The sequence below is a fragment of the Cupriavidus sp. MPR-AND1C genome (assembly GCF_058809705.1).
Genome location: NZ_JBXASU010000099.1, coordinates 1 through 25,489, shown reverse-complemented (window position 1 = coordinate 25,489; position 25,489 = coordinate 1). Strand labels below are relative to the sequence as shown.

Here is a 25,489-nt window from a genome sequence, read left to right as displayed (position 1 = left end):
TCTTTCAGGATGACGATATTGCGGGTGAAGAACGGACCGTGCGCCCCGGACAGGTTCATCAGCATGCTGTCGTGGCCGGCCACCGGCACTACGGTCAGCTCGGTGATCACGGGCGTGCCTGCCGTGGGCGCGGCGCAAAGGGATGATTGGGTCATGTTGAACTCCAGCAGGAAGAGCGGCTCGCCGCGTTGGCTGCCGGCCCTTGCGGGTTGTCTCGGTCTGGATGCGCCGGCTGCTGCCGGATCCTTGTGTGCGGTGCTTGCCAGCTCCCGGCGCGACGGCGACAGCCTATGCAACGGGAGACACCTGTTATCGGTCGTCATATAACTTACGACGCAGTATAATAAGGGCATTGCGATCCGGTCAAGTCCCAGCCCATCACCATGTCAAACCCGATGTTTGCCTCCACTCCCCCGCTGCGGCGCCGCGGCCGCACGCTTGCCGAAGAGGCGGTGAGCAACCTGAGCGAACGCATCCAGCAAGGCCAGCTCAAGCCGGGCGACAAACTGCCGACCGAGTCCGAGATCATGGCCGCGCTCGGCGTCAGCCGCACCGTGGTGCGCGAAGCGCTGTCGCGGCTGCAGGCCAGCGGGCTGGTGGAAACCCGCCACGGCATCGGCACCTTCGTGCTGGCGCGCAGCGCCGAGAACGGCTCGCCCTTTCGCATCGATCCCGCCACCATGGGCACTGCCATGGACGTGCTGGCCATGCTGGAATTGCGCGTCAGCCTGGAAGCCGAGGCGGCCAGCCTGGCAGCGTCGCGGCGCAGCGATGAGCAACTGACGGCAATGCGTGGCGCGCTCGATGAGCTCAAGCGCACGGCGGCGGGCGGCGAGGATTCCGTCAGTGCCGATTTCGAGTTCCACCTGCTGATCGCGCGCGCCACCGGCAACCGCTACTTCACGGACATCATGGGCCACCTCGGCACCATGGTGATCCCGCGCAGCCGGCTGCATGTCAGCGCGCAGGAGCGTGAGCAGTACCTTGAGCGCGTCAATATCGAGCACGAGAACATCTTTGACGCCATTGAGCGGCGCGACCCCGAAGGCGCCAAGGCCGCCATGCGCATGCACCTGACCAACAGCCGCGAGCGCCTGCGCAAGGCGTCGGCGGCGGTGGAAGCCGGCTAGGGCCTGGCTGCCGGCGCATCCCGGCGGCGTCCGGGATTTCCTGCTTGCCCAACCAGCGCCCTATGTTGTAGGATGTCTTACAATAAAGCGCGGCGAAGCTATATCCCCGTTTATGCGTCCCGCGTGTCGGCCCGGGACCACATGCAAGCCGCCCCAAGCGCAAGCTATGGCGCGCTCCCACTTGATTGCAGTTGAAAAGCAGGAAACGCTAATGACCATTACCGGCGAAATGCTGATCGGCGCCAGCGCAGTGCGCGGCACTACCAAGATCCTCCACGCCACCAACCCGGCCACGGGTGAAGTCCTGGCACCGGAGTTCCATGGCGGCGCCGCCGCCGAGGCCGAGCGCGCCTGCGCACTGGCCGAGGCCGCGTTCGACACCTACCGCAACACCTCGCCGGAGACCCGCGCCAGGTTCCTGGAATCGATCGCCAGCGGCCTGGAAGCCCTGGGCGATACGCTGATCGAGCGCGCCCACGCCGAGAGCGCATTGCCTGTTGCGCGTCTGCAGGGCGAGCGCGCCCGCACCGCCGGCCAGCTACGCCTGTTCGCCAGCGTGCTGCGCGATGGCCGCTGGCAATCCGCCACACTCGACTCCGCCCTGCCGGAGCGCACGCCGCCCCGCCCCGACCTGCGCTTGCAGAAGATCGCGGTCGGCCCGGTGGCGGTGTTCGGCGCCAGCAATTTCCCGCTCGCGTTTTCGGTAGCCGGCGGCGATACCGCATCCGCGCTGGCGGCCGGCTGCCCGGTCGTCGTCAAGGCGCACTCTGCCCACCTCGGCACCTCCGAGCTGGTCGGGCGCGTGATCCAGAAGGCCGTGGCCGATGCCGGCCTGCCCGAAGGCGTGTTCTCGCTGCTGGTGGGCGCGGGCGTTGCCGTGGGCACGGCCCTGGTCGCGCATCCGTCGATCCAGGCAGTGGGCTTCACCGGCTCGCGCAGCGGCGGCCTGGCGCTGGTGCAGACGGCCAACAGCCGTCCCCAGCCGATCCCCGTCTATGCGGAAATGAGCAGCATCAACCCCGTGTTCCTGCTGCCCGCGGCCCTGGCCGCCCGCGGCGCGCAAATCGCGCGCAATCTGGTGGATTCGCTGGTGATGGGCGTAGGCCAGTTCTGCACCAACCCGGGCCTGCTGCTGGCAGTGGAAAGCCCGGCGCTGGACGTGTTCCGCCAGGGCGCGATTGCAGCGTTGGCGGAAAAAGCGGCGGCGACCATGCTGACGCCCGGAATCAGCCAGGCTTACGACAACGGCGTGGCCCAGCTCAGCGATATCGAAGGGCTGCGCCGCATCGGCAGTGGCCAGACCGCCAGCGGCCCCAACCAGGCCCGCCCCGCGCTGTTCGAAACCACGGCGGAGCGTTTTCTTGCGGACCACCGCATGGAAGCCGAAGTGTTTGGCCCATCCTCGGTACTGGTCGTATGCCGTGACCACGAGGAGATGCTGGCGGTAGCGCGCCGCCTGGAAGGCCAACTGACCGCCACCGTGCAAGCGGATGCGGGGGATCGTGCCGAGGCAGGCAGCCTGCTGACCGTGCTCGAGCGCAAGGCCGGGCGCGTGCTGTTCAACGGCTATCCGACGGGCGTGGAAGTATCGTACGCCATGGTGCACGGCGGCCCGTTCCCCGCCACGTCCGACACGCGCGCCACCTCGGTCGGCGCCAGCGCCATCGAGCGCTTCCTGCGCCCGGTGTGCTACCAGAACGTGCCGGCGGAACTGCTGCCGCCTGCGCTGCAGGATGGCAACCCGCTGAAGGTGTGGCGCCTCACCGACGGGCAACTGGCCCGCGACTGATCCCGATTGATCCCGCGCGCAAGCATGGAAAAAGGGCCGGAATTTCCGGCCCTTTTTCTATCGCGCTAGCTGAGTATTACGCGACATTACGCGGCATTGCGCTCGATGGCAGCCGGCGCCTGCGGCGGCTGGATCACCGGCGCATTCCCGCGCGAGCGGCCCGAGCTGAGATAGTCGGCGATCGACTCCTGCGTGACCTCGCCCAGGTAGACGCCATCGGCATCGACCACCGGCAGCCAGCTGGTGTTGTGCTGGTACATGCGCGAGAGCACGATGCGCAGGTGCTCGTCGAACGCGGCGGTCGCCATGAATGGCCGCATTGCATCCGCGCACACGCCCCGCCCGGCGCGCGCATCGCGCCGCGTGACGTAGCCCAGCGCGCGCTGCGCGTCGTCCACCACCGGCAGGTGACGCACGTCGGCCTCGTCCATGATGGCGAACGCCTGCGCCAACGGCATGCCGGAGCTGCAGGTTTGCGCCATGGTGGCGGCGTCGCCGGCGCGCACCAGCAGCAGGCGCTTGAGCGTGTTGTCGTGGCCGATGAAGGCTTGCACGAAATCGTCGGCCGGACGTGCCAGCAGTGCATCGGGATGATCGAACTGCACCAGCTTGCCGCCGCGGAACACGGCCACGCGGTCGCCCAGCTTGATGGCCTCGTCGATGTCGTGCGAGACCATGATCACGGTCTTGCCGAGCTGGCGCTGCATCAGGAAGAACTCGTTCTGGATGCTCTCCCGGTTGATCGGGTCCACCGCGCCGAACGGCTCGTCCATCAGCAGCACGGGCGCATCCGCCGCCAGCGCGCGGATCACGCCGATGCGCTGCTGCTGCCCGCCCGAGAGTTCGCGCGGATAGCGGGTGAGCATCTTGCCGGGATCGAGCTGCACCATCGACATCAGCTCGCGCGCGCGCTCGCGGCTGCGCTTCTTGTCCCAGCCCAGCAGGCGCGGCACCACCATGATGTTCTCCTCGATGGTCATGTTGGGGAACAGGCCGATCTGCTGGATCACGTAGCCGATCTTGCGGCGCAGCGTGACTTCGTCCACGCGGGAGGTGTCCTCGCCGTCGATCAGCACGCGGCCGGAGCTCGGCTGGATCAAACGGTTGATCATCTTGAGCGTGGTGGTCTTGCCGCAGCCCGAGGGGCCGAGGAAGACGCAGATCTCGCCCTTGGGCACCGTGAGCGAAACAGCATCGACGGCGCGCACTTCGGCGCCGTCTTTTTGCCTGAAGGTCTTGGTGAGTTGGTCGAGTTCAATCATGTTCAGCGAATTCCTTTCGGTGTCAGCACCCGCTGCAACCACTGCAGGCAGGCATCGGCCACGATGGCGAGCACGCTGACCAGCACCGCGCCGATCGCCAGCTTGCTCATATTGCTCTGGCTGATCGCTTGCAGGATCAGCACCCCGAGGCCACCCGCGCCGATGATGGCGGCAATGGTGGCCACGCCGATATTCATCACCACGGCGGTACGCACGCCGCCGAGGATGACGGGCACGGCCAGCGGCAGATCCACCAGCCGCATGCGCTGCCAGGTGGTCATGCCGATGCCGCGCCCGGCTTCCTGGATGCCGTCGTCGACATTGGCCAGCGCCACGCAGGTATTGCGCATGATCGGCAGCAGCGAATACAGGAACACCGCGGTCACCGCCGGCACGTAGCCCAGCGCGTGGCCAAAGCGCGCGAAGATCGGGATCATCAGCCCGAACAGCGCGATCGACGGCAGGGTCAGCACGATGGTGGCCAGCGTCAGCAGTGGCGTGGCGAGAAAGCGGAAGCGTGCGCACAGGATGCCCAGCGGCACGCCGACGACGATCGCCAGGCCCACCGCGGAACCCACCAGCGCCAGGTGCTGGCCGGTGAGCTTGAGCAGCGTCGGCCAGCTGTGTTGTAGGTAAGTCAGCAAGTCCATGCGGCCGTCCTCAGATCAGGCCGCGGTCGCGCAGGAATTCCTGCGCCACCTTGTCGACCGGCTGCTGGTCGATATCGACCTTGTAGTTCATCGCGGTCATGGCCGCGTTGTCGAGCTGGACCGCCAGCGCGTTGAGCAGGCCCGCGAGCTCGGGATGCGCATCCAGCGTTGCCTTGCGCACCACGGGCACCGCGTTATAGGCGGGGAAGAAGTGCTGGTCGTCTTCCAGCAGCACCAGGTCGAAGCCCTTGACGCGGCCATCGGTGGTGTAGACCAGCCCCAGTTCGACCTGGTCGTTCTTCAGCGCGGTGTAGACCAGGCCGGGATCGAGCTGGATCACGTCGCGGCGCGAGAACGGCAGCTTGTAGAGCCCCTTGAGCGGTTCCAGCCCGTCGGGACGCGCGGCGAACTCCATGTCGACCGCGAACGGATGGGCGGTGCCCTCGCCGGCGGCGCGCATCTTCTCGGCGAAGGCCGACAACGTGGTCACGCCAGCGGCTTCGGCACGCTTTCTCGGCATCGCCAGCGCATAGGTGTTGTTGATGCCGGAGGCGTCGAGCCAGATCAGGCCGCGCGCGGCGTCAAGCGTCTTGACGCGCTCGTAGCTCTCGTCGGCGCCGAGCTTTTCCTCGACCTTGTTGAACACGATCAGCGCCGTGCCGGTGTAGTCCCACACCACGTCGAGCTGGCCGCTTTCCATGGCCTGGCGCATCAGCGTGCTGCCCAGGCCGGCGGTGAGCTCGGTGGTGAAGCCTTTGGCCTGCAGGTACTGCGTTGTCATCGACGACAGGATCAGCTGTTCGGTGAAATTCTTGCCGCCTACGCGAACGGTATCGGCCTGCGCCGGCAGCGCCATGGCCGCCACTGCGGCAAGCACGGCGAGGCTCGCAAGCATGCGTGCCTGGCCACGGGCCGCGTGGCCCGCGCGGGCCAGCACGCTTGTGATGAAATGCATCGGGTTCTCCTTCATGTTCGGTGCGCCCCTGCGCGCCTTAGCGTGCCAGCCCGCGGCGGCGCAGGTAGCAATAACCGGCAGCGGCAAACAGGCCATCGAGGGCGAGCGCCAGCAGCGCTGTGGCCGCGGCGCCCAGCAACAGCAGGGGCTGGTTGTTCAGGTAGATGCCGGGAAAAATCAATTCGCCCAGGCTGTTGGCGCCGATCAGGAAGGACAGCGGCACCGTGCCGACATTGATCACCAGGCTGATGCGCACGCCCGCCAGGATCACCGGCAGCGCGTTGGGCAGCTCGACCCGGAACAGGCGCTGCATGGCGGTCATGCCAAGGCCGCGCGCGGCCTCGGTCAGTGCCGGGGAAACGCCGAGCAAGCCCTCGCAGGTATTGCGCACGATCGGCAGCAGCGAAGCCAGCCACAGCGCCAGGATGGCGGGACGCTCGCCAATGCCGAGCACGGCCAGGGCCAGCGCCAGCACCGCCAGCGATGGCACGGTATTGCCGATATTGAAGACCTGCATCAGGCGGTCGGCCCAGCGGCGCATGCAAGGGCGGCTCAGGCCGATGCCAGCCGGGATGCCAGTGACCAGCGCCAGCGCCATCGACCACGCCACCAGGCGCAGGTGGTCGGCAACGTCGTACCACAGGCGGTCCTGATATTGCAGGATGACATCCACGCCAATCCAGGTGACCAGAGCGGCCAGCGCAGCGAGCGTGAGACATCCCCAGGCCAGCGCCTGTACGGATTGCTTGGACATATTCCCCTCTGTCCGCATGCCAGATGTGGGCACGAGAAACCACATCCGGATTGACGGACGAACAAAGTGGGCTCAGGCGGGTGCAAATGGGGGCCCGCCGGCCCTGACTAGATTGCCTTGCCCGCCATGACCGGCAGATGAGCCGGTGGACGGACGCCGGGTTTCACGCTGGAGAGCGGGAAACCCAATTGAAGGGACACCGTGCCGGTAAGGGCGGGAGTCCCGGAAGCGGCGCAACCCGCTGCAAGATGCAGGAACGGGAGGCCAGTGGCAGCGCAAATTTGGTGGTTCCGACGCGCCGCCGGATCAATCGGCCGGTGCCACGCTTGGGCAAGCAAGGGGTTGTGGCGGCACTCAGAAGCGCCTGCCGGGCCCTGCCCACTCAATTTGATTATGCGGCATCGGATGACAACGAGAGCGCTATTATACCCAATTACAGCGATCTTGTCATCATCACGCCTTCTCCGCGCTTTCGCGCCACTTTCCGCCCGTATTCCGGCCGTATTTATCAGGCTTCGCCCGGTATCCCGGCGCCACTCGCGTTGTTCCAGAATTGAGGCGCGTCGAGGGACCAGCCGTACCATGGGCAGAACAATCTTTTGCCCGGTTGGCCTCTACCGGTTCTGGCCCAAACCCTTAAATTACGAGGGTAGCCATCGGGGCCGCGCGCCATTGCCGCCCCCCCCCAACCAACAGGAGATCGATCATGGAACAACACACGGCCAGCCCTACCACCCCCACCGTCCCGGCCACCGCCACGGAAACCGTGCAGCGCTCACGCGCGGTCGACCGCGTGGTGCGCGGCATCGCCACCTCGGACGGCGCCGGTGTCAAGCTCACCCGCGTGCTCACGCAGAACCTGCAGCGCCGCCTGGACCCGTTCCTGATGCTGGACGCGTTTGGCACCGATAGCCGCGACGACTATATTGGCGGCTTCCCCGACCACCCGCACCGCGGCTTCGAGACCATCACCTATATGCTGGCCGGCCGCATGCGCCATCGCGACAGCGCCGGCAACGAGGGCCTGCTGGAAAACGGCGGCGCCCAGTGGATGGTGGCCGGCGCCGGCGTGGTGCACTCGGAGATGCCCGAGCAGGAAGACGGCCGCATGGAAGGCTTCCAGTTGTGGCTGAACCTGCCCGCCGCGGACAAGATGACGGCGCCCTGGTACCGGGACCTGCCGGCCGCCGCCGTGCCCACGGTAGCGCTGCCGGGCGGCGCCACCGTGCGCGTGCTGGCGGGCGCCTCGCACGGGGTGGCTGGCGCGGTCACGCGCCCGGTCACGGAGCCGCTCTACCTGGACGTCTCGCTGCCGGCGGGGCAGACCTTCTCGCAAGCGCTGCCGCAAGGGCATAACGCCTTCCTGTACACCTATCGCGGCGAGATCGCGGTTGGCGCGGGCAGCAACGCCGCCGTGCTGGAAGCGCAGCGCATGGGTGTGCTGGACAACGCCGCCGGCGCTGACGGGGTCAATGTCACGGCCACGGCCGATGCGCGCTTCCTGCTGATCGCGGGCAAGCCGCTGGGCGAGCCGATCGTGCAGTATGGGCCGTTCGTGATGAACACCCAGGAGGAGATCTACCAGACCCTGGCCGATTTCCGCGAAGGCCGCTTCAACCAGATCGCGCTCAGCAACGGCGCCTGACAAGCTGTGAGCCATCGGGGGCGGCATTGCGCTGCCCCATTCCGGCATTGCCCGGGGCGCCCGGCCCCGGCCCCGGCCCTCTCCCTTCGTGACTCCCCCACGCTTTTCGCAAACTGCACGCCAGTTTCGCGCCAATCGGCCATGCTGGCCGCCCTCGGCGGCCCGGCCTTCCACGCAGCCGCCGAAAATGCCCGGCATGCGACTTGCAACCTGCTTGTATCCGTTGTGGGGCCGAGAAAACTGGCCTGGCCAGGTCGTCCGAACCCCACACACTTATATAATCCACGGTTAATAAACGGCATCACCGCCCAATGATGGTTGCTGCAATGCGTAACGGCGATCCTGCCCCACGCACTGCAGCAGGTGCTGCCCGATACATAACGAACATTGATCCACGTTGCTGCCATAACAACTCGAGCCGCCTCAGTGACCTTAAGCACAACCCCAAGGCTGGCGCTTGCCCATATCAGCAAGCGCTACCCCGGCGTGACCGCCAACGACGACGTGTCCCTCGTCGTCGCCCCCGGCGAAATCCACGCCGTGCTCGGCGAGAACGGCGCCGGCAAGTCCACCCTGATGAAAATCATCTTTGGCGCGGTCAAGCCGGATGCCGGCGACATGCACTTCAACGGTGCGCGCGCCGCGATCCACAATCCGCACGACGCACGGAACCTGGGCATCGCGATGGTGTTCCAGCATTTTTCGCTGTTCGACACGCTGACCGTGGCCGAGAACATAGCCCTTGGCCTGCCCCGGGGCAGCAAGACGGCCGCCGGCAGCCCGCATGCGGGCACCAATATGAAGCAGCTGGCCGAGCAGATCCGCGAAACCGCCCTGCGCTATGGCCTGCCGCTGGAGCCGAACCGCCATGTGCACACCTTGTCGGTCGGCGAGCGCCAGCGCGTGGAAATCGTGCGGGCGCTGCTGGCCAAGCCGCAACTGCTGATCCTGGACGAGCCGACTTCCGTGCTGACGCCGCAAGCGGTGCAAACCCTCTTCATCACGCTGCGCCAGCTGGCGGCGGAAGGCACCAGCATCCTCTACATCAGCCACAAGCTCGACGAGATCCGCGAGCTTTGCCATAGCGCCACCGTGATGCGCATGGGCCGAGTCACCGGCGTGTGCGATCCGCGCCAGGAAAGCGCGGCCTCGCTGTCGCGCCTGATGATCGGCGGCGAGCCGCCGCGCGAGGCACGCGTGCAGACCGAGCCTGGCGTCTGCCGGCTGGCGGTGCGCGAACTCTCGCTGCCGCGCTCGCATGCGTTCGCGACGGAACTTGCCGGCATTTCGCTGGACCTGCGCGCCGGCGAGATCGTTGGCATCGCCGGCGTGTCCGGCAACGGCCAGCAGGAATTGCTGGCGGCGCTGTCGGGCGAGGATGTGCGCGCCGCGCGCGATGCCATCACGCTGGACAACAAACCGGTGGGCAAGCTGGACGCGCGCCAGCGGCGCCGTGCCGGGCTGGCCTTCGTGCCCGAGGAACGCCTCGGCCGTGGCGCCGTGCCGGGCATGAGCCTGGCCGCGAATATCCTGCTTTCGCACCAGTCCGCGCCCTATGTGCAGCGCGGCATGATTTCCCCCAAGGCCGCCGCAGGCCTGGCGCAGGCCGTGATCGCGCGCTTGCGCGTGAAGGCCAGCGGGCCCCACGCGCTGGCCAAGAGCCTGTCGGGCGGCAACCTGCAGAAATTCATCGTCGGCCGCGAGATCGAAAGCGGCCCGAAGGTACTGATCGTGGCCCAGCCGACCTGGGGCGTGGATGTGGGCGCCGCGGCGCAGATCCACAACGAGCTGCTGGCGCTCAAGGCCACCGGCTGCGCATTGCTGGTGGTGTCGGAAGAACTGGACGAACTGTTCGCCATCTGCGATCGCCTGCACGTGATTGCCAAGGGCCGGTTGTCGCCGTCGATTCCAACGCGGGACGCCACGCGAGAGCAGGTGGGCCTGTGGATGAGCGGTCTTTGGGAAGGCGGGCCAGGCGGCCGGCGCGAACAAGAGGAGGCCGTGCACCATGGCTGATTTCCTCCCTCGCTCGCCACTGTCGCTGGCACCGCGCGGGTTGCCCTCGCGCCGCATGGCCTATGCCTCGCCCTTCATCGCGCTGGCCTTGACGCTGGCCTTCGGCGCGCTGCTGTTCCTGCTGCTCGGCAAGGATCCGGTGGCCGCGCTCAAGGTGTTCCTGATCGACCCGCTCAAAGACCGCCGCGCCATCGGCGAAGTGCTGCTCAAGACCGTGCCGCTGGTACTGTGCGCGCTCGGGCTTTCCGTGTGCTATCGCGCCAATATCTGGAACATCGGCGCGGATGGCCAGCTCATCGTCGGCGGCATCTTCGCCGGCGCCACCGTCTTGTACTTCGATGTGCCGGGCCATGGCGTGAACGGCACCGTGGTGCTGGTGCTGGCCTCGCTGGCCGGCGTGGCCGGCGGCATGTTCTGGGCATCGCTCACCGCCGCGCTCAAGGACAAGTTCAACGCCAACGAGATCCTGGTGTCACTGATGCTGACCTATATCGCGCAGCAGTTGATGCTGTACGTGGTCAATGGGCCGCTGAAGGATCCCAACGGCATGAACTTCCCGCAGTCCAAGGTGTTCTCCTCCGAGTTCCTGCTGCCCAACCTGATGTCGGGCTCGCGCCTGCACGCGGGCTTTGTGGTGATGCTGGTGCTGGTGGTGCTGATGACCGTTTTCATCTTCCGCAGCTTCGCGGGCTACCGCCTGCAGGTGGGCGGCACCGCCCCGGCGGCGGCGCGCTATGCCGGCTTCTCGGCGCGCCGTTCACTGTGGAGCGCACTGATGATCTCCGGCGGCACCGCCGGCCTGGCGGGCGCGTTCGAAGTCACGGGCCCGATCGGCCAGTTACTGCCCTCGATCTCGCCCGGCTACGGCTTCACCGCGATCATCGTGGCCTTCGTGGGCCGCCTGCATCCGGTGGGCACCGTGTTCGGCGGCATCGTCATGTCGCTGTTCTATATCGGCGGCGAAATGGCTCAGTCGCGCCTGGGCCTGCCTTCGGCGCTGGGCTCGGTGTTCCAGGGCATGCTGCTGTTCTTCCTGCTGGCCAGCGATACGCTGATCGACAACCGCCTGCGCTGGCGCGCCAAGGCCGCCTGAGCGGAACCCCCAAGACATGGAACAACTCGCCCCTCTTATCGCCACCGCGATCAACGCCGGCACGCCGTTGCTACTGGCGGCGCTTGGCTTGCTCATCAACGAACGCGCCGGCGTGCTCAACCTGGGCGCCGAAGGCATGATGCTGGTCGCCGCCGCGTTCGGCTTCATGGTCGGCTACCAAACCCAGTCGCCGCTGATCGGCTTTGCCGCCGGCGCGCTGGCTGGCATGCTGATGGCCACGCTGTTCTCGTGGCTGGCGCTGGTGCTGGCCACCAACCAGGTCGCCACCGGCCTGGCGCTGTCGATCTTCGGCACCGGGCTGTCGGCATTCATGGGCCAGCGCTTTGTTGGCTTTGCGATGCCGTCGCAGGCCAAGTCGATTCCCTGGCTGGCCGATATTCCGTTCTTCGGGCCGGCCTTCTTCCAGCAGCACTGGATGGTGTATTTCAGCCTGTTCCTGTGCGGCGCCATCATGTGGTTCCTGTTTCGCACGCGCGCGGGGCTGACGCTGCGCGCGATCGGCGAATCGCCGGAATCCGCGCATGCGCTGGGCTATCCGGTGCGCCTGATCCGCTTTGGCGCGCTGTTGTTCGGCGGCGCCTGCTGCGGGCTGGCCGGCGCCTACCTGTCGCTGGTGTACACGCCGATGTGGGTGGAAAACCTGGTGGCCGGCCGTGGCTGGATCGCGCTGGCGCTGACCACCTTCGCCACCTGGCGCCCGGGCCGCGTCTGGGCCGGAGCCTGGCTGTTCGGCGGCGTCACCATCCTGCAGTTCTACCTGCAGGGCATTGGTGTATCGGTGCCGTCGCAGATCCTGTCGATGCTGCCCTATGCCGCGACCATCGTCGTGCTGGCGCTGATCTCGCGCAACCCAGCGTGGATCCGTCTGAACATGCCGGCCTCGCTGGGCAAGCCGTTCCGCCCGGGTGCCGCCTGACCGATGCTGTGGCCGTGCCTGCCCGGCGCCGCGCTGGGCAGCGCCGCGCTTTCTGTTTTTGTTTTTGCTTTTATAAAGTCCGTCAGAGACTTCAGGCTTCAACCCCTCGTAGCTCAGAGCCACAGTTGCAACCTTAATCAAAACATCGGTACTCAGTACCCCGGTCATTTCAAGGAGAAATCATGATCGTCACGCGCAGGAAAACCCTCGCCGCACTGGCTGCCACCGCCGTGCTGGCTCTCGCGGGCTGCGGCAAGAAAGAAGCCGAAAAGCCGGCGGAAAGCGCGGCTCCGGCCTCCGCTCCCGCCGCCGAGCAAAAGGCCGAGCCGCTCAAGGTCGCCTTCGTCTACATCGGCCCGGTCGGCGATGCCGGCTGGACCTACGCCCATGATGCCGGCCGCAAGGCCGTGGAAGAAAAATACGGCGACAAGGTGAAGACGTCCTTCGTCGAGAACGTGCCCGAATCCGCCGCCGATGCCGAGCGCGTGTTCCGCGATCTCGCCGGGCAAGGCAACAAGGTCATCTTCGGCACCAGCTTCGGTTACATGGAATCGATGCTCAAGGTCGCCAAGGAATTCCCGGACGTGAAGTTCGAGCACGCCACCGGCTTCAAGACCGCCGACAACCTGGCCCAGTACGACGTGCGCACCTATGAAGGCGCATACCTGGCTGGTGTGGTCGCCGGCAAGATGAGCAAGACCGGCAAGATGGGCGTGGTGGCGTCGGTGCCCATCCCCGAGGTGATCCGCAACATCGACTCGTTCACCATCGGTGCGCGCAGCGTCAACCCCAAGGCCACCGTCAAGGTGGTGTGGGTGAACAAGTGGTTTGATCCGGGCAAGGAGCGCGAAGCCGCTACCACGCTGATCGGCCAGGGCGTGGACATGCTGATGCAGAACACCGACTCCGCCGCCGTCGTGCAGACCGCACAGGAAAAGGGCGTGTACGCATTCGGCTGGGACAGCGACATGAGCAAGTTCGGCGAGAAGGCCCACCTGGCCGCCTCGGTGATCTCGTGGGGCGTCTACTACAACAAGGTGGTCGGCGACGTGCTGGCTAACCAGTGGAAGAACGGCACCACGTGGTGGGGCGTCAAGGAAGGCATGATCGACCTGAAGGGCTTCAACGCCGTGGTGCCGGATGACGTGAAGGCACTGGTGGAAGAGCGCAAGAAGGGCATCGCCGACGGCTCGGCTCCGATCTGGAAGGGTCCGCTCAAGGACAACACCGGCAAGGAACAGCTGGCCAAGGACCAGGCAGCCGACGACGGCTTCCTGCACGGCGTCAAGTTCTACGTCGAAGGCGTGGAAGGCAAGATCCCGGGCTGATCACCAGCGCCGGTTTAGCGGTTGCCGGCAGCCTGCGCTCGCAGCGCTGCCGGCACGATGGCGTGGTGCTTCTCGCGCCCCGCCACCTGCCCTGCACGTCCGTCACCGGATGTCCTTCGGGTCACCCCTCCCCCACCTGAACGCCCCGCGGAACTTGAAGCGCCGAAGATTGGCCCAAGCTATCTGCGAGTGGCGCCATCGCCCGCGCCGCTTGGCATTTGTGGAAAGTGAAGGAGGCCCCTCATGTGGAAACGATTCTCGGCACTGTGGACCCTGGTGCGCCGCGACGGCCGCCTGCTGTGGTACGCGCTTCGCCATCCCGACGCCCCACGCTGGTTGAAGCCGGCCGCGCTAGGCCTGGTGCTGTATGCCATTTCGCCCATTGACCTGATTCCCGACTTCATCCCCGGCCTTGGCCTGATGGACGATGTGGTGCTGATCCCGCTGGCGGTGCACTTCATCCTCAGGCGCCTGCCCGCGCACGTGTTGCGGCAGGCCGAGGCGCGCGCCGGCGCCCAGACGGTGCGAGCCCGCTAAACGGGCCGGCGGTTCGCACCAGGCTTGCGCTTCAGGGCAGCAGCACGGTCGTGCCAGTGGTCTTGCGGCCTTCCAGGTCGCGATGCGCCTGCGCCACATCCGCCAGCGCGTAGCGTTGGCGGACTTCAATCTTCACCCGGCCGCTGGTCACCATCTCGAACAACTCGGCCGCCATCGGCTCCAGCAATTCGCGATGGACCACATAGGTCATCAGCGTTGGCCGCGTGATGCGCAGCGAACCCTTGTTGCCCAGCACGGACAGATCGAACGGCGGCACCGGGCCGGATGCATTGCCGAACACCACCATGGTGCCGCGCGGCTTCAGGCAATCCAGCGAGCCGTTGAAGGTATCCTTGCCAACCGAGTCGTAGACCGCGGCGACGCCCTTGCCGCCGGTGATTTCCTTGACCTTGTCGACGAAGGATTCACGTGTGTAGACGATGGTGTAGTCGCACCCATGCGCGCGCGCCAGCGCGGCTTTTTCCTCGCTGCCGGCGGTACCGATCACGGTGGCGCCCAGCGCCTTGAGCCATTGGCTGGCGATCAGGCCAACGCCACCCGCGGCGGCGTGCAGCAGCACGGTGTCTCCTGCCTGCACGCGATAGCTGTCGCGCAGCAGGTACTGCGTGGTCAGGCCCTGCAGCATCATCGCCGCGCCCTGCTCGAACGAGATGGCGTCCGGCAGGCGCACCACGATATCGGCCGGCATGACCCGCACCTGCGCATAGGCGCCAGTGGGACGGCCGGCATAAGCAACACGGTCGCCCACGCTCAGGTGCCCCACGCCCGCGCCAACCGCCTCCACCACGCCGGCGCCTTCCATGCCGAGGCCAGCCGGCAGCGGCTGCTTGTACAGCCCGGTGCGGAAATACACGTCGATGTAGTTGAGGCCGACCGCCTCGTGCCGCACGCGCACCTCACCGGGGCCGGGATCCCCCACCTCGACGTCGACCCACTGCATCACCTCCGGGCCGCCGGTCTCGAAAATGCGGATGGCCTTGCTCATGTCTCGCTCCTTTTCCAGTTGCTGCGTGTTGGTATGTATTGGTACGTCTTGATGCCGAAGTGCATCAGCCCGACGCGGCTTACTCCGGGTACATCCGCCGCAGCTCCGCAATCAGCAGATCCGCGGTGGCCACATTGGTGGCACAGGGCACGTTGTGCACGTCGCAGGCGCGCACCAGGGCATTGATATCGGGCTCGTGCGGTTGCGGCGTCATGGGGTCGCGCAGGAAAATCACCACGCCCACGCGGCCTTCGGCCAGTTGCGCGCCGATCTGCAGGTCGCCGCCCCAGGGGCCGGAGAGCATGCGCGTCACCGTCAGGCCGATTTCGTCGCTCAGGCGGCCGCCCGTGGTACCGGTGGCCAGCAGTTCGCAACGGGACAGGAAATCGCGATGGCGGCCAGCAAAAGCCACGATGTCATCTTTCTTGTGGTCGTGCGCAATCAGCGCAATACGAGGGGGAGTCATCGGCATCATCCTAGCCAATCAGAGAAAGGCCGGACCCGCACGGCCCGGCCGGAAAACACCCGCGGCAGTCGCTTAGAACGTGCCGGGGTAGGCGCCGCCGTCGAGGAGCACGTTCTGCCCGGTCATGTAAGCGGCGTGGCGGCTGCACAGGAAGGCGCAGGTGGCGCCAAACTCGGCCGGCTCGCCAAAGCGGCGGCTCGGGTTCTGCGCGGCGCGGCGCTTCGAGACTTCCTCGATCGACAGGCCGGCCTGCCTGGCGCCGCCTTCCATGGTCTTGTAGAGGCGATCCGTATTGAACGGGCCGGGCAGCAGGTTGTTCACGGTCACGCCGTGCTGCGCCACTTCGCGCGCCAGGCCGGCGACAAAGCCGGTCAGGCCCGAGCGCGCGCCGTTGGACAGGCCGAGCACATCGATCGGCGCCTTCACGGCGCCGCTGGTGATGTTGACGATGCGGCCCCATTTGCGCGCGATCATGCCGTCCACCGTGGCCTTGATCAGCTCGATCGGGGTCAGCATGTTGGCGTCGATCGCCGCCAGCCAGGCGTCGCGGTCCCAGTCGCGGAAATTGCCCGGAGGCGGGCCGCCGGCATTGTTGACCAGGATGTCCAGGTCGCCCAGCTTGGCGACGGCTTCCAGCGCCAGCTTTCGCCCCGCCGGGGTGGTGATGTCGGTGGCGACCGCCATCACGCGCCGGCCGTGGCGCGCGCGCAGGTCCGCCGCGGCTTTTTCCAGCGCCTCGGCGCCGCGCGCCACGATCACCACATCCACGCCTTCGGCAGCCAGCGCGTCAGCGCAGGCAAAACCGAGGCCCTTGCTGGCGCCACACACCAGCGCATGCTTGCCGCGCAATCCTAGATCCATCTCATCGACTCCTTGTGTCATCAAGGCGGCCACCCGCCTGCTTGTTATCCAGCGTATCCATCGCATTGCCGCCGCGACGAGCAGCCTGGGCCTTGCCCGCGGCCCCGCTCTTGGCCACCCCGCGCGCCGACAGCAAATATATCCCGCCCATCACCAGCGCGCTGCCGGCGAGCTGCACGCCGGTGATCGGCTCGCCCAGCAGCCAGAAGCCCAGGAACAGGGTGGATACCGGTCCGAGCATACCCGCCTGCGACGCCATCGGCGCGCCGATGCGCGCCACCGCCACCATCGTCAGCGACACCGGCAGCACCGTGCAGAAGACGGAATTGACTAGCGAAAGCCACATCACGGGGGCCGGCTGCAGCAGCTCCGCCAGCGGGCGGCGCAGCACCAGATATTGCACCACGCAGCACGCGGTGGAAACGCACATCGCATAGGCCACCAGCCGCAGCGAACCGATGCGCTGCACCAATTCGCCTGACGCGATCAGGTAGATGCCGTAGGTCAGTGCGCTGCCGAGCACCAGCGCGGCGCCAAGCCACACCTGGGCGCCGCTCACGTCGAGATCATGCGCGAAAACCAGCACGATGCCTATATAGGCCAGCGCCAGGGAAAGCCACTGCCGCAAGCTGATGCGCCGCTTGAACAGCACGGCGCTGGCCAGCAGCACGAAGGACGGCGTGAGGAACAGGATCAGCCGCTCGAGCCCGGCCGTGATGTATTGCAAGCCGAGGAAGTCGAGGAAGCTGGACAGGTAGTAGCCGATGATGCCGAGGAACACGATGCGGCCGCGATCGGCCCAGGACAGCGCCGGCAGGCGCCGCGACTGCCACCAGCCGATCGCCATGAACAACGGCACGGCAAACAGCATGCGCAGGCTGATGACCATGACCGCATCGACCTGGTAACGGTACATCAGCTTGGCGACGATCGCCTTGCCGGAAAAAAGGATGGCGCCGACGGCAGCCACGGCCAGGCCGGCGCGCTGCGCTGCCGGCTCGGCGGCAGGCACGGTGCGGGAAAGTTGGGATGCAGACAAGAGAGAAGCCGGATAGTGGGGCCGCGCGCCGCTGGACGCGGGCGGCCCGCCAGGGACGCGAGCCATTGTATTCGAAAAGAGGCAATTGCATCCGGGGCACATTGTGCTGCGCGCAGGTGTTGGGCGGCGTGCCCCAACCCTCCCTTTGAGGAACCATCCTGCAACGCCGCCAGCCGCGGCAGCAAGCAGCAGCCTACCGCGCCGGCTACATCTTCCATACCGTGGCATGTGTCGTGCCGATGGCCGCGGTGCCTGCGTGGCGCCGCCTCCTTCCGGTGCCTCGGCTTTCGCTATGTGGGACGGCGCACCTTCACGCCGTAGCCGCCCGGCTAAGCTCTGCCAAGGAGAGTCCCGCGCTGCGTGCCGCCTTGTGCCAACCGCAGCCCTGGCGAGCCGGAACGGGGAGACTGGTCGTGGATGGCACGGACCGAAGCAAGCAATACGATGTACTGGACCTGATCCGCGCGCTGGCCGCGGGCCTGGTCTGCCTTGGCCATGTCCGGGCGCTGGTCATCGTCGACTATGCGGCGAGCGGGCCGCATGGCGGCGCGGCCGGCGTGGCGCTGCAGTTGTTCTATGCGCTATGCAGCGTCGGCCACGAATGCGTGATCGTGTTCTTCCTGCTCTCGGGCTACCTGGTGGGCGGCACCGTGCGCCGCAAGATGACGCGTGGCGACTGGTCCTGGCGCAGTTATCTGGCCGACCGCATGACACGGCTATGGATCGTGCTGCTGCCCGCGCTGCTGCTCGGGCTGTTCTGGGACAGTGCCGGGATCCACCTGGCGTGGGGGCCGTTCTACCAGGGCACCGAGGGCAACGCGGCCCAGCAGATCGATATCTCGCATAACCTCGGCGCCGCGGCATTGTTTTGCAACGCGGCGTTCCTGCAAACCCTTGCCTGCCAGACCTATGGCTCCAACGGGCCGTTGTGGAGCCTGGCCAACGAATTCTGGTACTACCTCTGGTTCCCTGCGCTATACGGCGCCTGGCACCTGCGCCGCACGCCGCAGGTGTTGCTGTGCGCAGTGGCGGCGCTGGTCACGATGAGCCTGTTCCACGGCCTGGTCGAAGGCTTCTCGTTCTGGCTGCTGGGCGTGCTGGCGCAAGCCCTGGAAGCGCGGCTGACGCAGATCGCAACGATCGCGCGGCGCAAGTGGCTGGTGCTGCCGGCGCTGCTGGTGTTCCTGGCCGCCATTGCACTGACCAAGCACAAGCCGTACGCCGATGCCGCTGTCGCGCTGGGCTTCTTCGTGCTGTTGCTGGCCGTGCTGTCGACCCGCATCCGCATCGGCCATGCTGGCTTGTCGCGCCTGGCGACGTTGGCTTCCGGGTTCTCGTACTCGCTCTACCTGACGCATTTCCCGCTGGCCCTGTTCGTCGCCGCGGCCCTGGTCAAGGTCCGCCTGCCTGTCAGCGCCGGCAGCCTGGGCCTGGCCACGCTGATCCTGCTGGGCTGCTATGCCTATGCCTTTGCGGTCTACTGGGTGTTCGAGCGCAATACCCAGCGCGTGCGCGGCCTGCTCGGGCGCCCGGCGCTGCCGGGGGCGCAGCGCGGGCAGAATATCTAGCCGCCATGCCGTTGCCTGGCCAGCCAGCCTGCCTGACTGGCAACCCTGGCAGCCAGCCTGAAACTGCCGTAAGCTCGCCGGTCGGCGCGTCAAACGCGCGCCGCATAAGAAAAACCAGGAGCATTCATGACGGCAGCACCCCTCGCTAATCTTTCCTCGCGCATTCCCGTTCCAGTCGAAAAGCAGACCGCTACCCGCCCGCTGCTGATCGCCGCCGCGATTGCCGTGCTCGCAAGCGGCTGGCTGCCCTCGGCCGCCAGCGCGGCCGATTACCCCGTCAAGCCAATCCGCTTCATCGTGCCTTACGCCGCAGGCGGCACCACCGACCTCGTGGCGCGCACGGTCGGCCAGAAGGTCGCGGAGAAACTTGGCCAGCCCGTGGTGGTCGAGAACCGCCCCGGCGCTGGCGGCAATATCGGCATGGAGGCGGTCGCCAAGGCCGCGCCGGACGGCTACACCATCGGCTTCGGCGCCATCTCGACCAATGCGTTGAACCCGCATATCTACAAGCACGTGCCGTTCGACCCGCGCAAGGATTTCACCGCGGTCAGCCTGCTTGGCACCTCGACCATCGTGCTGGAAGTCAGCAACAGCCTGCCGGTGAAGAACGTGGCCGAGCTGGTCAGCTACGCCAAGGCCCATCCCGGCCTGACCTACGCCACCGCGGGCACCGGCACGTCCATGCACTTGGCGGGCGCGATGTTCTCGCAGATGACGCAAACGGGCCTGACCCATGTGCCATACAAGGGCAGCAGCCCGGCTATCAACGACATGCTGGGCGGCCACTTGCAGGTGATGTTCGACAACCTGCCCGCCTCGCTGCCGCACATCCAGGGCGGCAAGCTGCGCGCGCTGGCGGTGGCCGGCAAGAGCCGCTCGCCGGCGCTGCCGAACGTGCCGACGCTGGCCGAGGCCGGCCTGGCGGGCTACGCCGTCGAGCCGTGGTTCGGCGTATACGGCCCGGCCGGGCTGCCCGCGCCGGTGGTGCAGGCACTCAATGCCGCCTTCGTCGCGGCGCTGGGCAATGCGGACGTAAAGGACAAACTCGGGCAGGCAGGCTTCAACCCCAAGGGCTCGAGCGCGGCTGACCTGCAGTCGCTGACGCTGTCCGAGTACGAGAAATTCGGCAAGGTCGCCAAGAGCGCCAGCATCTCGGTGGATTGAGCGCAGCCGGGGCTGCGCGCTTGCGGCGGGAGGATCGCCGGGGGCGCGCGGCTGCGCATCCATTACAATCCGGCTGCAACGGGCCCTCGCGCCCACTCCTGCCGCCTACCCGCCATGAAGCAAGATCCGCGTTTCCCCAAGCTGTACATCCTCGATCACCCGCTGATCCAGCACAAGCTCTCCCATATGCGCGACAAGGACACCTCCACGCGCACGTTCCGCGAGCTGCTGCGGGAGATCACGCTGCTGATGGGCTATGAAATCACGCGCGACCTGCCGCTGACCACGCGCCGCATCGAGACGCCCTTGGTGGAGCTGGACGCACCGGTGATCGCCGGCAAGAAACTCACCATCGTGCCGGTGCTGCGCGCCGGCGTGGGCATGAGCGACGGCCTGGTCGAGCTGATTCCCTCGGCCCGCATCGGCCATATCGGCGTCTACCGCGACGACCAGCACCGCCCGGTGGAATACCTGGTGCGCCTGCCCGACGTGGAAGACCGCAGCTTTATCCTGTGCGACCCGATGGTCGCCACCGGCTACTCCGCCGCGCATGCGGTGGATGTGCTCAAGCGCCGCGGTGTCAAGGACGATGCGATTACGTTCGTGGCGCTGGTAGCTGCGCCGGAAGGCGTCGAAGTATTCCAGAAGGCACATCCCGGCGTGAAACTGTTCGTCGCCTCCCTGGACAGCCACCTGGACGAGCACGCCTACATCATCCCCGGCCTGGGCGATGCGGGCGACCGGCTGTTCGGCACCAAAAACTGAGTTTTACTGCCCGCCCCGAGGCCAATCCCAGGATCCGGGCCCGATACGAACGCTGTCTGCGCCCGGCTTGACCGGCCTCAATCTCCCTGGCCACTGCTCTCCCTAGACTATCGGCAGCGGCATACCGGACGGTGTGCCTCACCTGACTTGGGAGACCCACATGGCAGCCTTGAAGATCCTGTTTTCGACCCCCACCGGGCTGATGAGCCTGGCCGTCATTGCCTTCATCATCGGCATGGGCTGGTTCTTCACCCGGCTGTTCCTGCGCAAGATGCGGGAGGACGAGGCAGCGGCGCAACGCCGCTAAGAGGCAAGCCCCGCGCGCTGGCGTGATCGCCGACGGACCGGCTGGCCGATACCACGCCATGGCTATGCGCCGCGCCCACCGATCTCGCCGGGCGTGGCACACCGGAGCGGCCTAGGGGTGCCCCCCTACCCTACTTCTTCTTGCCCGAGCCCAGCAAGCTGCCCAGCACGCCGCGAATCAGCTCGCGCCCGACCTGCGAGCCTACCGTGCGCGCGGCCGACTTGGCCATCGACTCCAGGATGGAATCGCCGCGCCCGGTCTTGCCCGTGCCCTTGGTCAGCCCGCCGAAGATCTCGCCCGCCTGTTCCAGCCAGCCGCCGCCCTGTGCGGGCGGGGCTTCGGGCTGGCCGGCCGTGGGCACGGGCGCGGGTGCGCCGCCGCCAGCAGCGGGAGCAGCCGCGGGCACGGCGGCACGGCCCTTGAGCTTCTCGTAGGCCGACTCGCGATCGATGGTCTGCTCATAGGTGCCGGCCACCAGCGAGTTCGCCAGCAACTGTTTGCGCTCGTCGTCGGTGATCGGGCCGATCCGGCTGCCAGGCGCCAGCACCCAGGCGCGCTCCGTCATGCCGGGGATGCCCTTGGCGTCCAGCAACGACACCAGCGCCTCGCCCACGCCGAGCTCCCCGATGGCTTTTTCCAGATCCAGCCCCGGCTTGGCCCGCATGGTGGTAGCCGCCACCTTGACGGCCTTCTGGTCACGCGGCGTGAAGGCGCGCAGCGCGTGCTGCACGCGGTTGCCAAGCTGGCCCAGCACGGTATCGGGGATGTCGACAGGATTCTGCGTGACGAAATACACGCCAACGCCCTTGGAGCGGATCAGCCGCACCACCTGCTCGATCTTGTCGAGCAGTGCCTTGGGCGCATCGTTGAACAGCAGGTGCGCCTCGTCGAAAAAGAACACCAGCTTGGGCTTGTCAAGATCGCCCGCCTCGGGCAGTTTCTCGAACAGCTCCGACAACAGCCAGAGCAGGAAAGTGGCGTAGAGCTGGGGCGAATTCAGCAGCTTGTCGGCGGCCAGGATGTTCACCACGCCCTGCCCGTTCTCGGTCTGGATGAAGTCGTCCAGGTTGAGCATGGGCTCGCCGAAGAACACGTCGGCGCCTTGCGACTCCAGCGCCATCAGCCCGCGCTGGATGGCCCCGATCGAGGCCGCGGAGATGTTGCCGTATTCGGTGGTGAACTGCCCGGCGTTATCGCCCACATACTGCAGCATGGCGCGCAGGTCCTTGGCGTCGAGCAGCAGCAGCCCGTTGGCGTCAGCGATGCGGAAGACCAGGTTGAGCACGCCCTGCTGGGTGTCGTTGAGTTCCAGCATGCGCGACAGCAGCAGCGGCCCCATGTGGGAGACCGTGGCGCGCACGGGATGGCCCTTTTGCCCGAACACATCCCACAGGGTGGTGGGGCAGGCGCCCCACACCGGCTCGGGCAGGCCGAGCTCGGCCAGGCGTGCCTTGAGTTTGTCGGAGAGCTTGCCCGGCTGGGAAATGCCGGTCAGGTCACCTTTGACATCAGCCATGAAGACCGGCACGCCCAGCCGGGAGAAGCCCTGGGCCAGGCTTTGCAGGGTCACGGTCTTGCCGGTGCCGGTGGCGCCGGTGATCAAGCCGTGCCGGTTGCCCATCTCGGGCAGCAGGGCAAGTTCCAGCTCGGCGTTCTTGGCGATGATGATGGGTTCGGCCATGGTCTCTCTGGTTGGCAAGCCGCGCGGCGCTTTCGCCGCGACCGCCCCCGCCCTTCCCGGCGGCGCCCGTGATCGGGAGGCCGGCGGCGGCGGGGCCGCGTGATAAAATGCTTGGCTGATTATGCCAGCCCCCAAGGCCGGCTCACAGACACATAAACCACCCGGCGCGCCGCCAGCGAGCACCCGTTGCCCGCCCGGCACAGCCGGCGCGCAAAGCCAAGGCGCGCGCGTCAAACATTTTCCGCTTCGGAGAGAATCATGGCCGGTCACTCAAAATGGGCCAATATCAAACACAAGAAGGCCGCGGCTGACTCCAGGCGCGGCAAGGTCTGGACCCGCCTGATCAAGGAAATCACCGTCGCCGCGAAGCTCGGCGGCGCTGATCCCGACTCCAACCCGCGCCTGCGCCTGTCCATGGACAAGGCAATGGATGCGAACATGCCCAAGGACAATATCCAGCGCGCCATCCAGCGCGGCGTGGGTGGCCTGGAAGGCGCCAACTATGAAGAAATCCGCTACGAGGGCTACGGCCTTGCCGGCGCGGCGATCATCGTCGACTGCCTGACCGACAACCGTACCCGTACCGTCGCCGAAGTGCGTCATGCCTTCTCCAAGAACGGCGGCAACATGGGCGCGGAAGGCTCCGTGGCATTCATGTTCACCCATTGCGGCCAGTTCCTGTTTGCTCCCGGCACGCCCGAGGACAAGCTGATGGAAGCCGCGCTGGAAGCCGGCGCCGACGACGTGGTCACCAACGACGACGGCTCGATCGAAGTGCTGTGCCCGCCTAATGACTTCGGCACGGTCAAGGCCGCACTGGAAGCCGCGGGCTTCAAGGCCGAGATGGCCGACGTCACGATGAAGCCCCAGAACGAAGTCAGCTTCGCCGGCGACGATGCCATCAAGATGCAAAAGCTGCTCGACGCCCTGGAAAACCTGGACGACGTGCAGGAAGTCTTCACCAACGCGGTGATCGAGGAGTAAGGCGGGGATCGGACAAGACCTCGCCTCACGGCGGCAGCGCGGTTCGATGAGCCATGGCTGCCGCTTTTCGCATTTCGCATGCGTCATTTTTTCTGGCAGTAGATCATGAAAGTATTGGTTGTCGGCTCGGGTGGTCGTGAACACGCGATGGCCTGGAAATTGGCCCAGTCGCCCAAGGTGCAGGTGGTGTACGTGGCGCCGGGCAACGGCGGCACCGCGCTCGACAAGCGGCTGCAGAACGTGCCCCTGACCGATCCGGAAGTGCTCGCCGCCTTCGCCGAGCGCGAAGGCGTGAGCTTCACGGTGGTCGGCCCCGAAGCGCCGCTGGCGGCCGGCATCGTCGATATCTTCCGTGCCAAGGGCCTGCGCATCTTCGGCCCGACGCAGGCGGCGGCCCAACTGGAATCCTCCAAGGATTTCGCCAAGGCCTTCATGCAGCGCCACGGCATCCCGACCGCCGCCTACCAGACCTTCAACGACGCCGCCGCCGCGCACGCGTATATCGATGCGCAAGGCGCGCCGATCGTGATCAAGGCCGACGGCCTGGCCGCCGGCAAGGGCGTGGTGGTTGCCGCCACGCTGGAAGAAGCGCACGCCGCGGTCGACATGATGCTGGCCGACAATCGCCTCGGCGACGCCGGCGCACGCGTGGTGATCGAGGAATTCCTCGAGGGCGAGGAAGCCAGCTTCATCGTGCTGGTAGACGGCAAGAACGTCCTGGCACTCGCCACCAGCCAGGACCACAAGCGCCTGCTCGATCACGACGCCGGCCCCAATACCGGCGGCATGGGCGCGTACTCGCCGGCCCCGGTGGTCACGCCCGCGCTGCATGCCCGCGCGCTGCGCGAGATCATCATGCCGACCGTGCGTGGCATGGAAAAAGACGGCATCACGTACACCGGATTCCTCTATGCCGGCCTGATGATCGACAGCGAAAGCAACCTGAAGACGCTGGAGTTCAACTGCCGCATGGGCGACCCGGAAACCCAGCCGATCCTGGCGCGCCTGAAGACCGATCTGGTCGATGTGATGGAGCACGCCGTCAACGGCAAGCTCGACGAGATCGAACTGGACTGGGACCGCCGCACCGCGCTGGGCGTGGTGATGGCCGCCTTTGGCTATCCCGATGCGCCGCGCAAGGGCGATGCCATTACCGGCATCCCGGCCGAGACCGACGACAGCGTGACCTTCCACGCCGGCACCACGCTCAACGGCGGCACGCTGCTGACCACGGGCGGCCGCGTATTGTGCGTGGTCGGGCTGGCCGATACCGTCAAGGCGGCGCAGCGCGCGGCTTATGGCGCGGCCGAGAAGATCCACTTCGACGGCATGCAGTACCGTACCGACATCGGCTACCGTGCCATCAAACGGTAACGGACGATAAATCTGCTGCGCGACCCATGGCGAGCCCTGCGGTGCCCGCCATGGGCTGCCCACTACGATTTCTTCGCCCTTTACGGTGGTTCGTGCTGAATCAGCCGAATCCGGCCAGGCGTTGCCTCAGCCAGTACAATCATGACATCGCCATGACGGCCGGGCAGGTCAGTCAACC

The 25,489-nt window shown here is 66.7% G+C and carries 24 protein-coding genes and 1 pseudogene; 15 read left to right on the top strand and 10 right to left on the bottom strand.

What is annotated here, in order from left to right; genetic code table 11:
* Positions 1-155: pseudogene (gene gudD, locus AC1RWI_RS32605) on the bottom strand (glucarate dehydratase); the annotation flags it as partial.
* A gap of 228 nt (positions 156-383) precedes the next feature.
* On the opposite strand from gudD, the gene AC1RWI_RS32600 reads away from it, so the two are divergent.
* Positions 384-1,130, top strand: coding sequence for a FadR/GntR family transcriptional regulator (locus AC1RWI_RS32600; RefSeq protein ID WP_043344587.1), 747 nt, complete (start codon positions 384-386; stop codon positions 1,128-1,130).
* A 211-nt stretch (positions 1,131-1,341) separates the two neighbouring features.
* Complete coding sequence (locus tag AC1RWI_RS32595) at positions 1,342-2,919, top strand: aldehyde dehydrogenase (NADP(+)) (protein WP_492870401.1); 1,578 nt, start codon at positions 1,342-1,344, stop codon at positions 2,917-2,919.
* 86 nt (positions 2,920-3,005) lie between these two features.
* Here the strand turns inward: AC1RWI_RS32595 and AC1RWI_RS32590 are convergent, their stop codons facing one another.
* The 4 genes from AC1RWI_RS32590 to AC1RWI_RS32575 all read right to left on the bottom strand — a co-directional run bounded on the left by AC1RWI_RS32590 (position 3,006) and on the right by AC1RWI_RS32575 (position 6,540).
* A complete protein-coding gene (locus tag AC1RWI_RS32590; RefSeq protein WP_043344582.1) occupies positions 3,006-4,181 on the bottom strand; it encodes an osmoprotectant ABC transporter ATP-binding protein OsmV in 1,176 nt (391 codons plus the stop codon).
* Between the two features lie 2 nt (positions 4,182-4,183).
* Complete coding sequence (locus AC1RWI_RS32585) at positions 4,184-4,831, bottom strand: ABC transporter permease (RefSeq protein WP_492870400.1); 648 nt, start codon at positions 4,829-4,831, stop codon at positions 4,184-4,186.
* Positions 4,832-4,841: 10 nt separating this feature from the next.
* Positions 4,842-5,726 carry a glycine betaine ABC transporter substrate-binding protein gene (locus AC1RWI_RS32580; protein WP_492870402.1) on the bottom strand — a complete coding sequence of 295 codons (885 nt, stop codon included), beginning with the start codon at positions 5,724-5,726 and terminating at the stop codon, positions 4,842-4,844.
* Between the two features lie 97 nt (positions 5,727-5,823).
* Entirely contained in the window at positions 5,824-6,540 is a 717-nt protein-coding gene (locus AC1RWI_RS32575; protein WP_174423121.1) for an ABC transporter permease, read from the bottom strand.
* A 188-nt stretch (positions 6,541-6,728) separates the two neighbouring features.
* On the opposite strand from AC1RWI_RS32575, the gene AC1RWI_RS32570 reads away from it, so the two are divergent.
* The 7 genes from AC1RWI_RS32570 to AC1RWI_RS32540 all read left to right on the top strand — a co-directional run bounded on the left by AC1RWI_RS32570 (position 6,729) and on the right by AC1RWI_RS32540 (position 14,096).
* A complete protein-coding gene (locus AC1RWI_RS32570) occupies positions 6,729-7,097 on the top strand; it encodes a hypothetical protein (RefSeq protein WP_144409740.1) in 369 nt (122 codons plus the stop codon).
* 149 nt (positions 7,098-7,246) lie between these two features.
* The gene (locus tag AC1RWI_RS32565; protein WP_043344575.1) at positions 7,247-8,185 is read left to right on the top strand and encodes a pirin family protein; all 939 of its coding nucleotides are present in this window, start codon (positions 7,247-7,249) and stop codon (positions 8,183-8,185) included.
* 426 nt (positions 8,186-8,611) lie between these two features.
* Complete coding sequence (locus tag AC1RWI_RS32560) at positions 8,612-10,201, top strand: ABC transporter ATP-binding protein (protein WP_043344573.1); 1,590 nt, start codon at positions 8,612-8,614, stop codon at positions 10,199-10,201.
* Positions 10,194-11,294 carry an ABC transporter permease gene (locus AC1RWI_RS32555; protein WP_043344571.1) on the top strand — a complete coding sequence of 367 codons (1,101 nt, stop codon included), beginning with the start codon at positions 10,194-10,196 and terminating at the stop codon, positions 11,292-11,294. Before AC1RWI_RS32560 ends, AC1RWI_RS32555 begins: the two co-directional genes overlap by 8 nt.
* A 16-nt stretch (positions 11,295-11,310) precedes the next feature.
* Positions 11,311-12,231: an ABC transporter permease gene (locus tag AC1RWI_RS32550; RefSeq protein WP_043344569.1), complete on the top strand. Its 921-nt coding sequence runs from the start codon at positions 11,311-11,313 to the stop codon at positions 12,229-12,231.
* 182 nt (positions 12,232-12,413) lie between these two features.
* Positions 12,414-13,559, top strand: a complete 1,146-nt coding sequence (locus tag AC1RWI_RS32545; protein WP_043344567.1) for a BMP family ABC transporter substrate-binding protein — start codon at positions 12,414-12,416, stop codon at positions 13,557-13,559.
* A gap of 243 nt (positions 13,560-13,802) precedes the next feature.
* Positions 13,803-14,096 (top strand): YkvA family protein, encoded by a 294-nt coding sequence (locus AC1RWI_RS32540; protein WP_043344566.1) that lies wholly within the window; start codon positions 13,803-13,805, stop codon positions 14,094-14,096.
* A 31-nt stretch (positions 14,097-14,127) separates the two neighbouring features.
* Here AC1RWI_RS32540 and AC1RWI_RS32535 read toward each other — a convergent pair whose 3' ends face one another.
* From AC1RWI_RS32535 to AC1RWI_RS32520, 4 genes are all read right to left on the bottom strand, one after another.
* A complete protein-coding gene (locus AC1RWI_RS32535) occupies positions 14,128-15,102 on the bottom strand; it encodes a quinone oxidoreductase family protein (protein WP_043344564.1) in 975 nt (324 codons plus the stop codon).
* 79 nt (positions 15,103-15,181) lie between these two features.
* Positions 15,182-15,568, bottom strand: a complete 387-nt coding sequence (locus AC1RWI_RS32530; protein WP_043344563.1) for a methylglyoxal synthase — start codon at positions 15,566-15,568, stop codon at positions 15,182-15,184.
* Positions 15,569-15,640: 72 nt separating this feature from the next.
* Complete coding sequence (locus AC1RWI_RS32525; protein ID WP_043344562.1) at positions 15,641-16,429, bottom strand: SDR family oxidoreductase; 789 nt, start codon at positions 16,427-16,429, stop codon at positions 15,641-15,643.
* 1 nt (position 16,430) lies between these two features.
* The gene (locus AC1RWI_RS32520) at positions 16,431-17,468 is read right to left on the bottom strand and encodes a DMT family transporter (RefSeq protein ID WP_236701977.1); all 1,038 of its coding nucleotides are present in this window, start codon (positions 17,466-17,468) and stop codon (positions 16,431-16,433) included.
* Between the two features lie 413 nt (positions 17,469-17,881).
* Between AC1RWI_RS32520 and AC1RWI_RS32515 the strand changes: the two genes are divergently transcribed.
* The 4 genes from AC1RWI_RS32515 to AC1RWI_RS32500 all read left to right on the top strand — a co-directional run bounded on the left by AC1RWI_RS32515 (position 17,882) and on the right by AC1RWI_RS32500 (position 21,272).
* Entirely contained in the window at positions 17,882-19,036 is a 1,155-nt protein-coding gene (locus AC1RWI_RS32515) for an acyltransferase family protein (protein ID WP_492870398.1), read from the top strand.
* Positions 19,037-19,162: 126 nt separating this feature from the next.
* Positions 19,163-20,200, top strand: coding sequence for a Bug family tripartite tricarboxylate transporter substrate binding protein (locus tag AC1RWI_RS32510; protein WP_052494449.1), 1,038 nt, complete (start codon positions 19,163-19,165; stop codon positions 20,198-20,200).
* A gap of 114 nt (positions 20,201-20,314) precedes the next feature.
* Positions 20,315-20,965 (top strand): uracil phosphoribosyltransferase, encoded by a 651-nt coding sequence (gene upp / locus AC1RWI_RS32505; RefSeq protein WP_043344561.1) that lies wholly within the window; start codon positions 20,315-20,317, stop codon positions 20,963-20,965.
* A 160-nt stretch (positions 20,966-21,125) separates the two neighbouring features.
* Positions 21,126-21,272: a DUF3149 domain-containing protein gene (locus AC1RWI_RS32500; RefSeq protein ID WP_006158366.1), complete on the top strand. Its 147-nt coding sequence runs from the start codon at positions 21,126-21,128 to the stop codon at positions 21,270-21,272.
* Positions 21,273-21,402: 130 nt separating this feature from the next.
* On the opposite strand, the gene AC1RWI_RS32495 is transcribed toward AC1RWI_RS32500, so the two are convergent.
* Positions 21,403-22,953: a helicase HerA-like C-terminal domain-containing protein gene (locus tag AC1RWI_RS32495; RefSeq protein ID WP_043344560.1), complete on the bottom strand. Its 1,551-nt coding sequence runs from the start codon at positions 22,951-22,953 to the stop codon at positions 21,403-21,405.
* Between the two features lie 258 nt (positions 22,954-23,211).
* On the opposite strand from AC1RWI_RS32495, the gene AC1RWI_RS32490 reads away from it, so the two are divergent.
* Both AC1RWI_RS32490 and purD read left to right on the top strand, forming a co-directional pair.
* Positions 23,212-23,937 (top strand): YebC/PmpR family DNA-binding transcriptional regulator, encoded by a 726-nt coding sequence (locus AC1RWI_RS32490; protein ID WP_492870395.1) that lies wholly within the window; start codon positions 23,212-23,214, stop codon positions 23,935-23,937.
* 105 nt (positions 23,938-24,042) lie between these two features.
* Positions 24,043-25,311 carry a phosphoribosylamine--glycine ligase gene (gene purD / locus AC1RWI_RS32485; RefSeq protein WP_492870394.1) on the top strand — a complete coding sequence of 423 codons (1,269 nt, stop codon included), beginning with the start codon at positions 24,043-24,045 and terminating at the stop codon, positions 25,309-25,311.
* Positions 25,312-25,489: the final 178 nt, after the last annotated feature.

Bases quoted from the DNA above. Each gene is read 5' to 3' on its own strand.
- AC1RWI_RS32550 (WP_043344569.1), top strand. From the start codon at position 11,311: ATGGAACAACTCGCCCCTCTTATCGCCACCGCGATCAACGCCGGCACG.
- upp (WP_043344561.1), top strand. From the start codon at position 20,315: ATGAAGCAAGATCCGCGTTTCCCCAAGCTGTACATCCTCGATCACCCG.
- AC1RWI_RS32555 (WP_043344571.1), top strand. From the start codon at position 10,194: ATGGCTGATTTCCTCCCTCGCTCGCCACTGTCGCTGGCACCGCGCGGG.
- AC1RWI_RS32530 (WP_043344563.1), bottom strand. From the start codon at position 15,568: ATGACTCCCCCTCGTATTGCGCTGATTGCGCACGACCACAAGAAAGAT.
- AC1RWI_RS32525 (WP_043344562.1), bottom strand. From the start codon at position 16,429: ATGGATCTAGGATTGCGCGGCAAGCATGCGCTGGTGTGTGGCGCCAGC.
- AC1RWI_RS32500 (WP_006158366.1), top strand. From the start codon at position 21,126: ATGGCAGCCTTGAAGATCCTGTTTTCGACCCCCACCGGGCTGATGAGC.
- AC1RWI_RS32600 (WP_043344587.1), top strand. From the start codon at position 384: ATGTCAAACCCGATGTTTGCCTCCACTCCCCCGCTGCGGCGCCGCGGC.
- AC1RWI_RS32575 (WP_174423121.1), bottom strand. From the start codon at position 6,540: ATGTCCAAGCAATCCGTACAGGCGCTGGCCTGGGGATGTCTCACGCTC.
- purD (WP_492870394.1), top strand. From the start codon at position 24,043: ATGAAAGTATTGGTTGTCGGCTCGGGTGGTCGTGAACACGCGATGGCC.
- AC1RWI_RS32535 (WP_043344564.1), bottom strand. From the start codon at position 15,102: ATGAGCAAGGCCATCCGCATTTTCGAGACCGGCGGCCCGGAGGTGATG.
- AC1RWI_RS32585 (WP_492870400.1), bottom strand. From the start codon at position 4,831: ATGGACTTGCTGACTTACCTACAACACAGCTGGCCGACGCTGCTCAAG.
- AC1RWI_RS32590 (WP_043344582.1), bottom strand. From the start codon at position 4,181: ATGATTGAACTCGACCAACTCACCAAGACCTTCAGGCAAAAAGACGGC.
- AC1RWI_RS32495 (WP_043344560.1), bottom strand. From the start codon at position 22,953: ATGGCCGAACCCATCATCATCGCCAAGAACGCCGAGCTGGAACTTGCC.
- AC1RWI_RS32510 (WP_052494449.1), top strand. From the start codon at position 19,163: ATGACGGCAGCACCCCTCGCTAATCTTTCCTCGCGCATTCCCGTTCCA.
- AC1RWI_RS32545 (WP_043344567.1), top strand. From the start codon at position 12,414: ATGATCGTCACGCGCAGGAAAACCCTCGCCGCACTGGCTGCCACCGCC.
- AC1RWI_RS32595 (WP_492870401.1), top strand. From the start codon at position 1,342: ATGACCATTACCGGCGAAATGCTGATCGGCGCCAGCGCAGTGCGCGGC.
- AC1RWI_RS32490 (WP_492870395.1), top strand. From the start codon at position 23,212: ATGGCCGGTCACTCAAAATGGGCCAATATCAAACACAAGAAGGCCGCG.
- AC1RWI_RS32580 (WP_492870402.1), bottom strand. From the start codon at position 5,726: ATGCTTGCGAGCCTCGCCGTGCTTGCCGCAGTGGCGGCCATGGCGCTG.
- AC1RWI_RS32565 (WP_043344575.1), top strand. From the start codon at position 7,247: ATGGAACAACACACGGCCAGCCCTACCACCCCCACCGTCCCGGCCACC.
- AC1RWI_RS32540 (WP_043344566.1), top strand. From the start codon at position 13,803: ATGTGGAAACGATTCTCGGCACTGTGGACCCTGGTGCGCCGCGACGGC.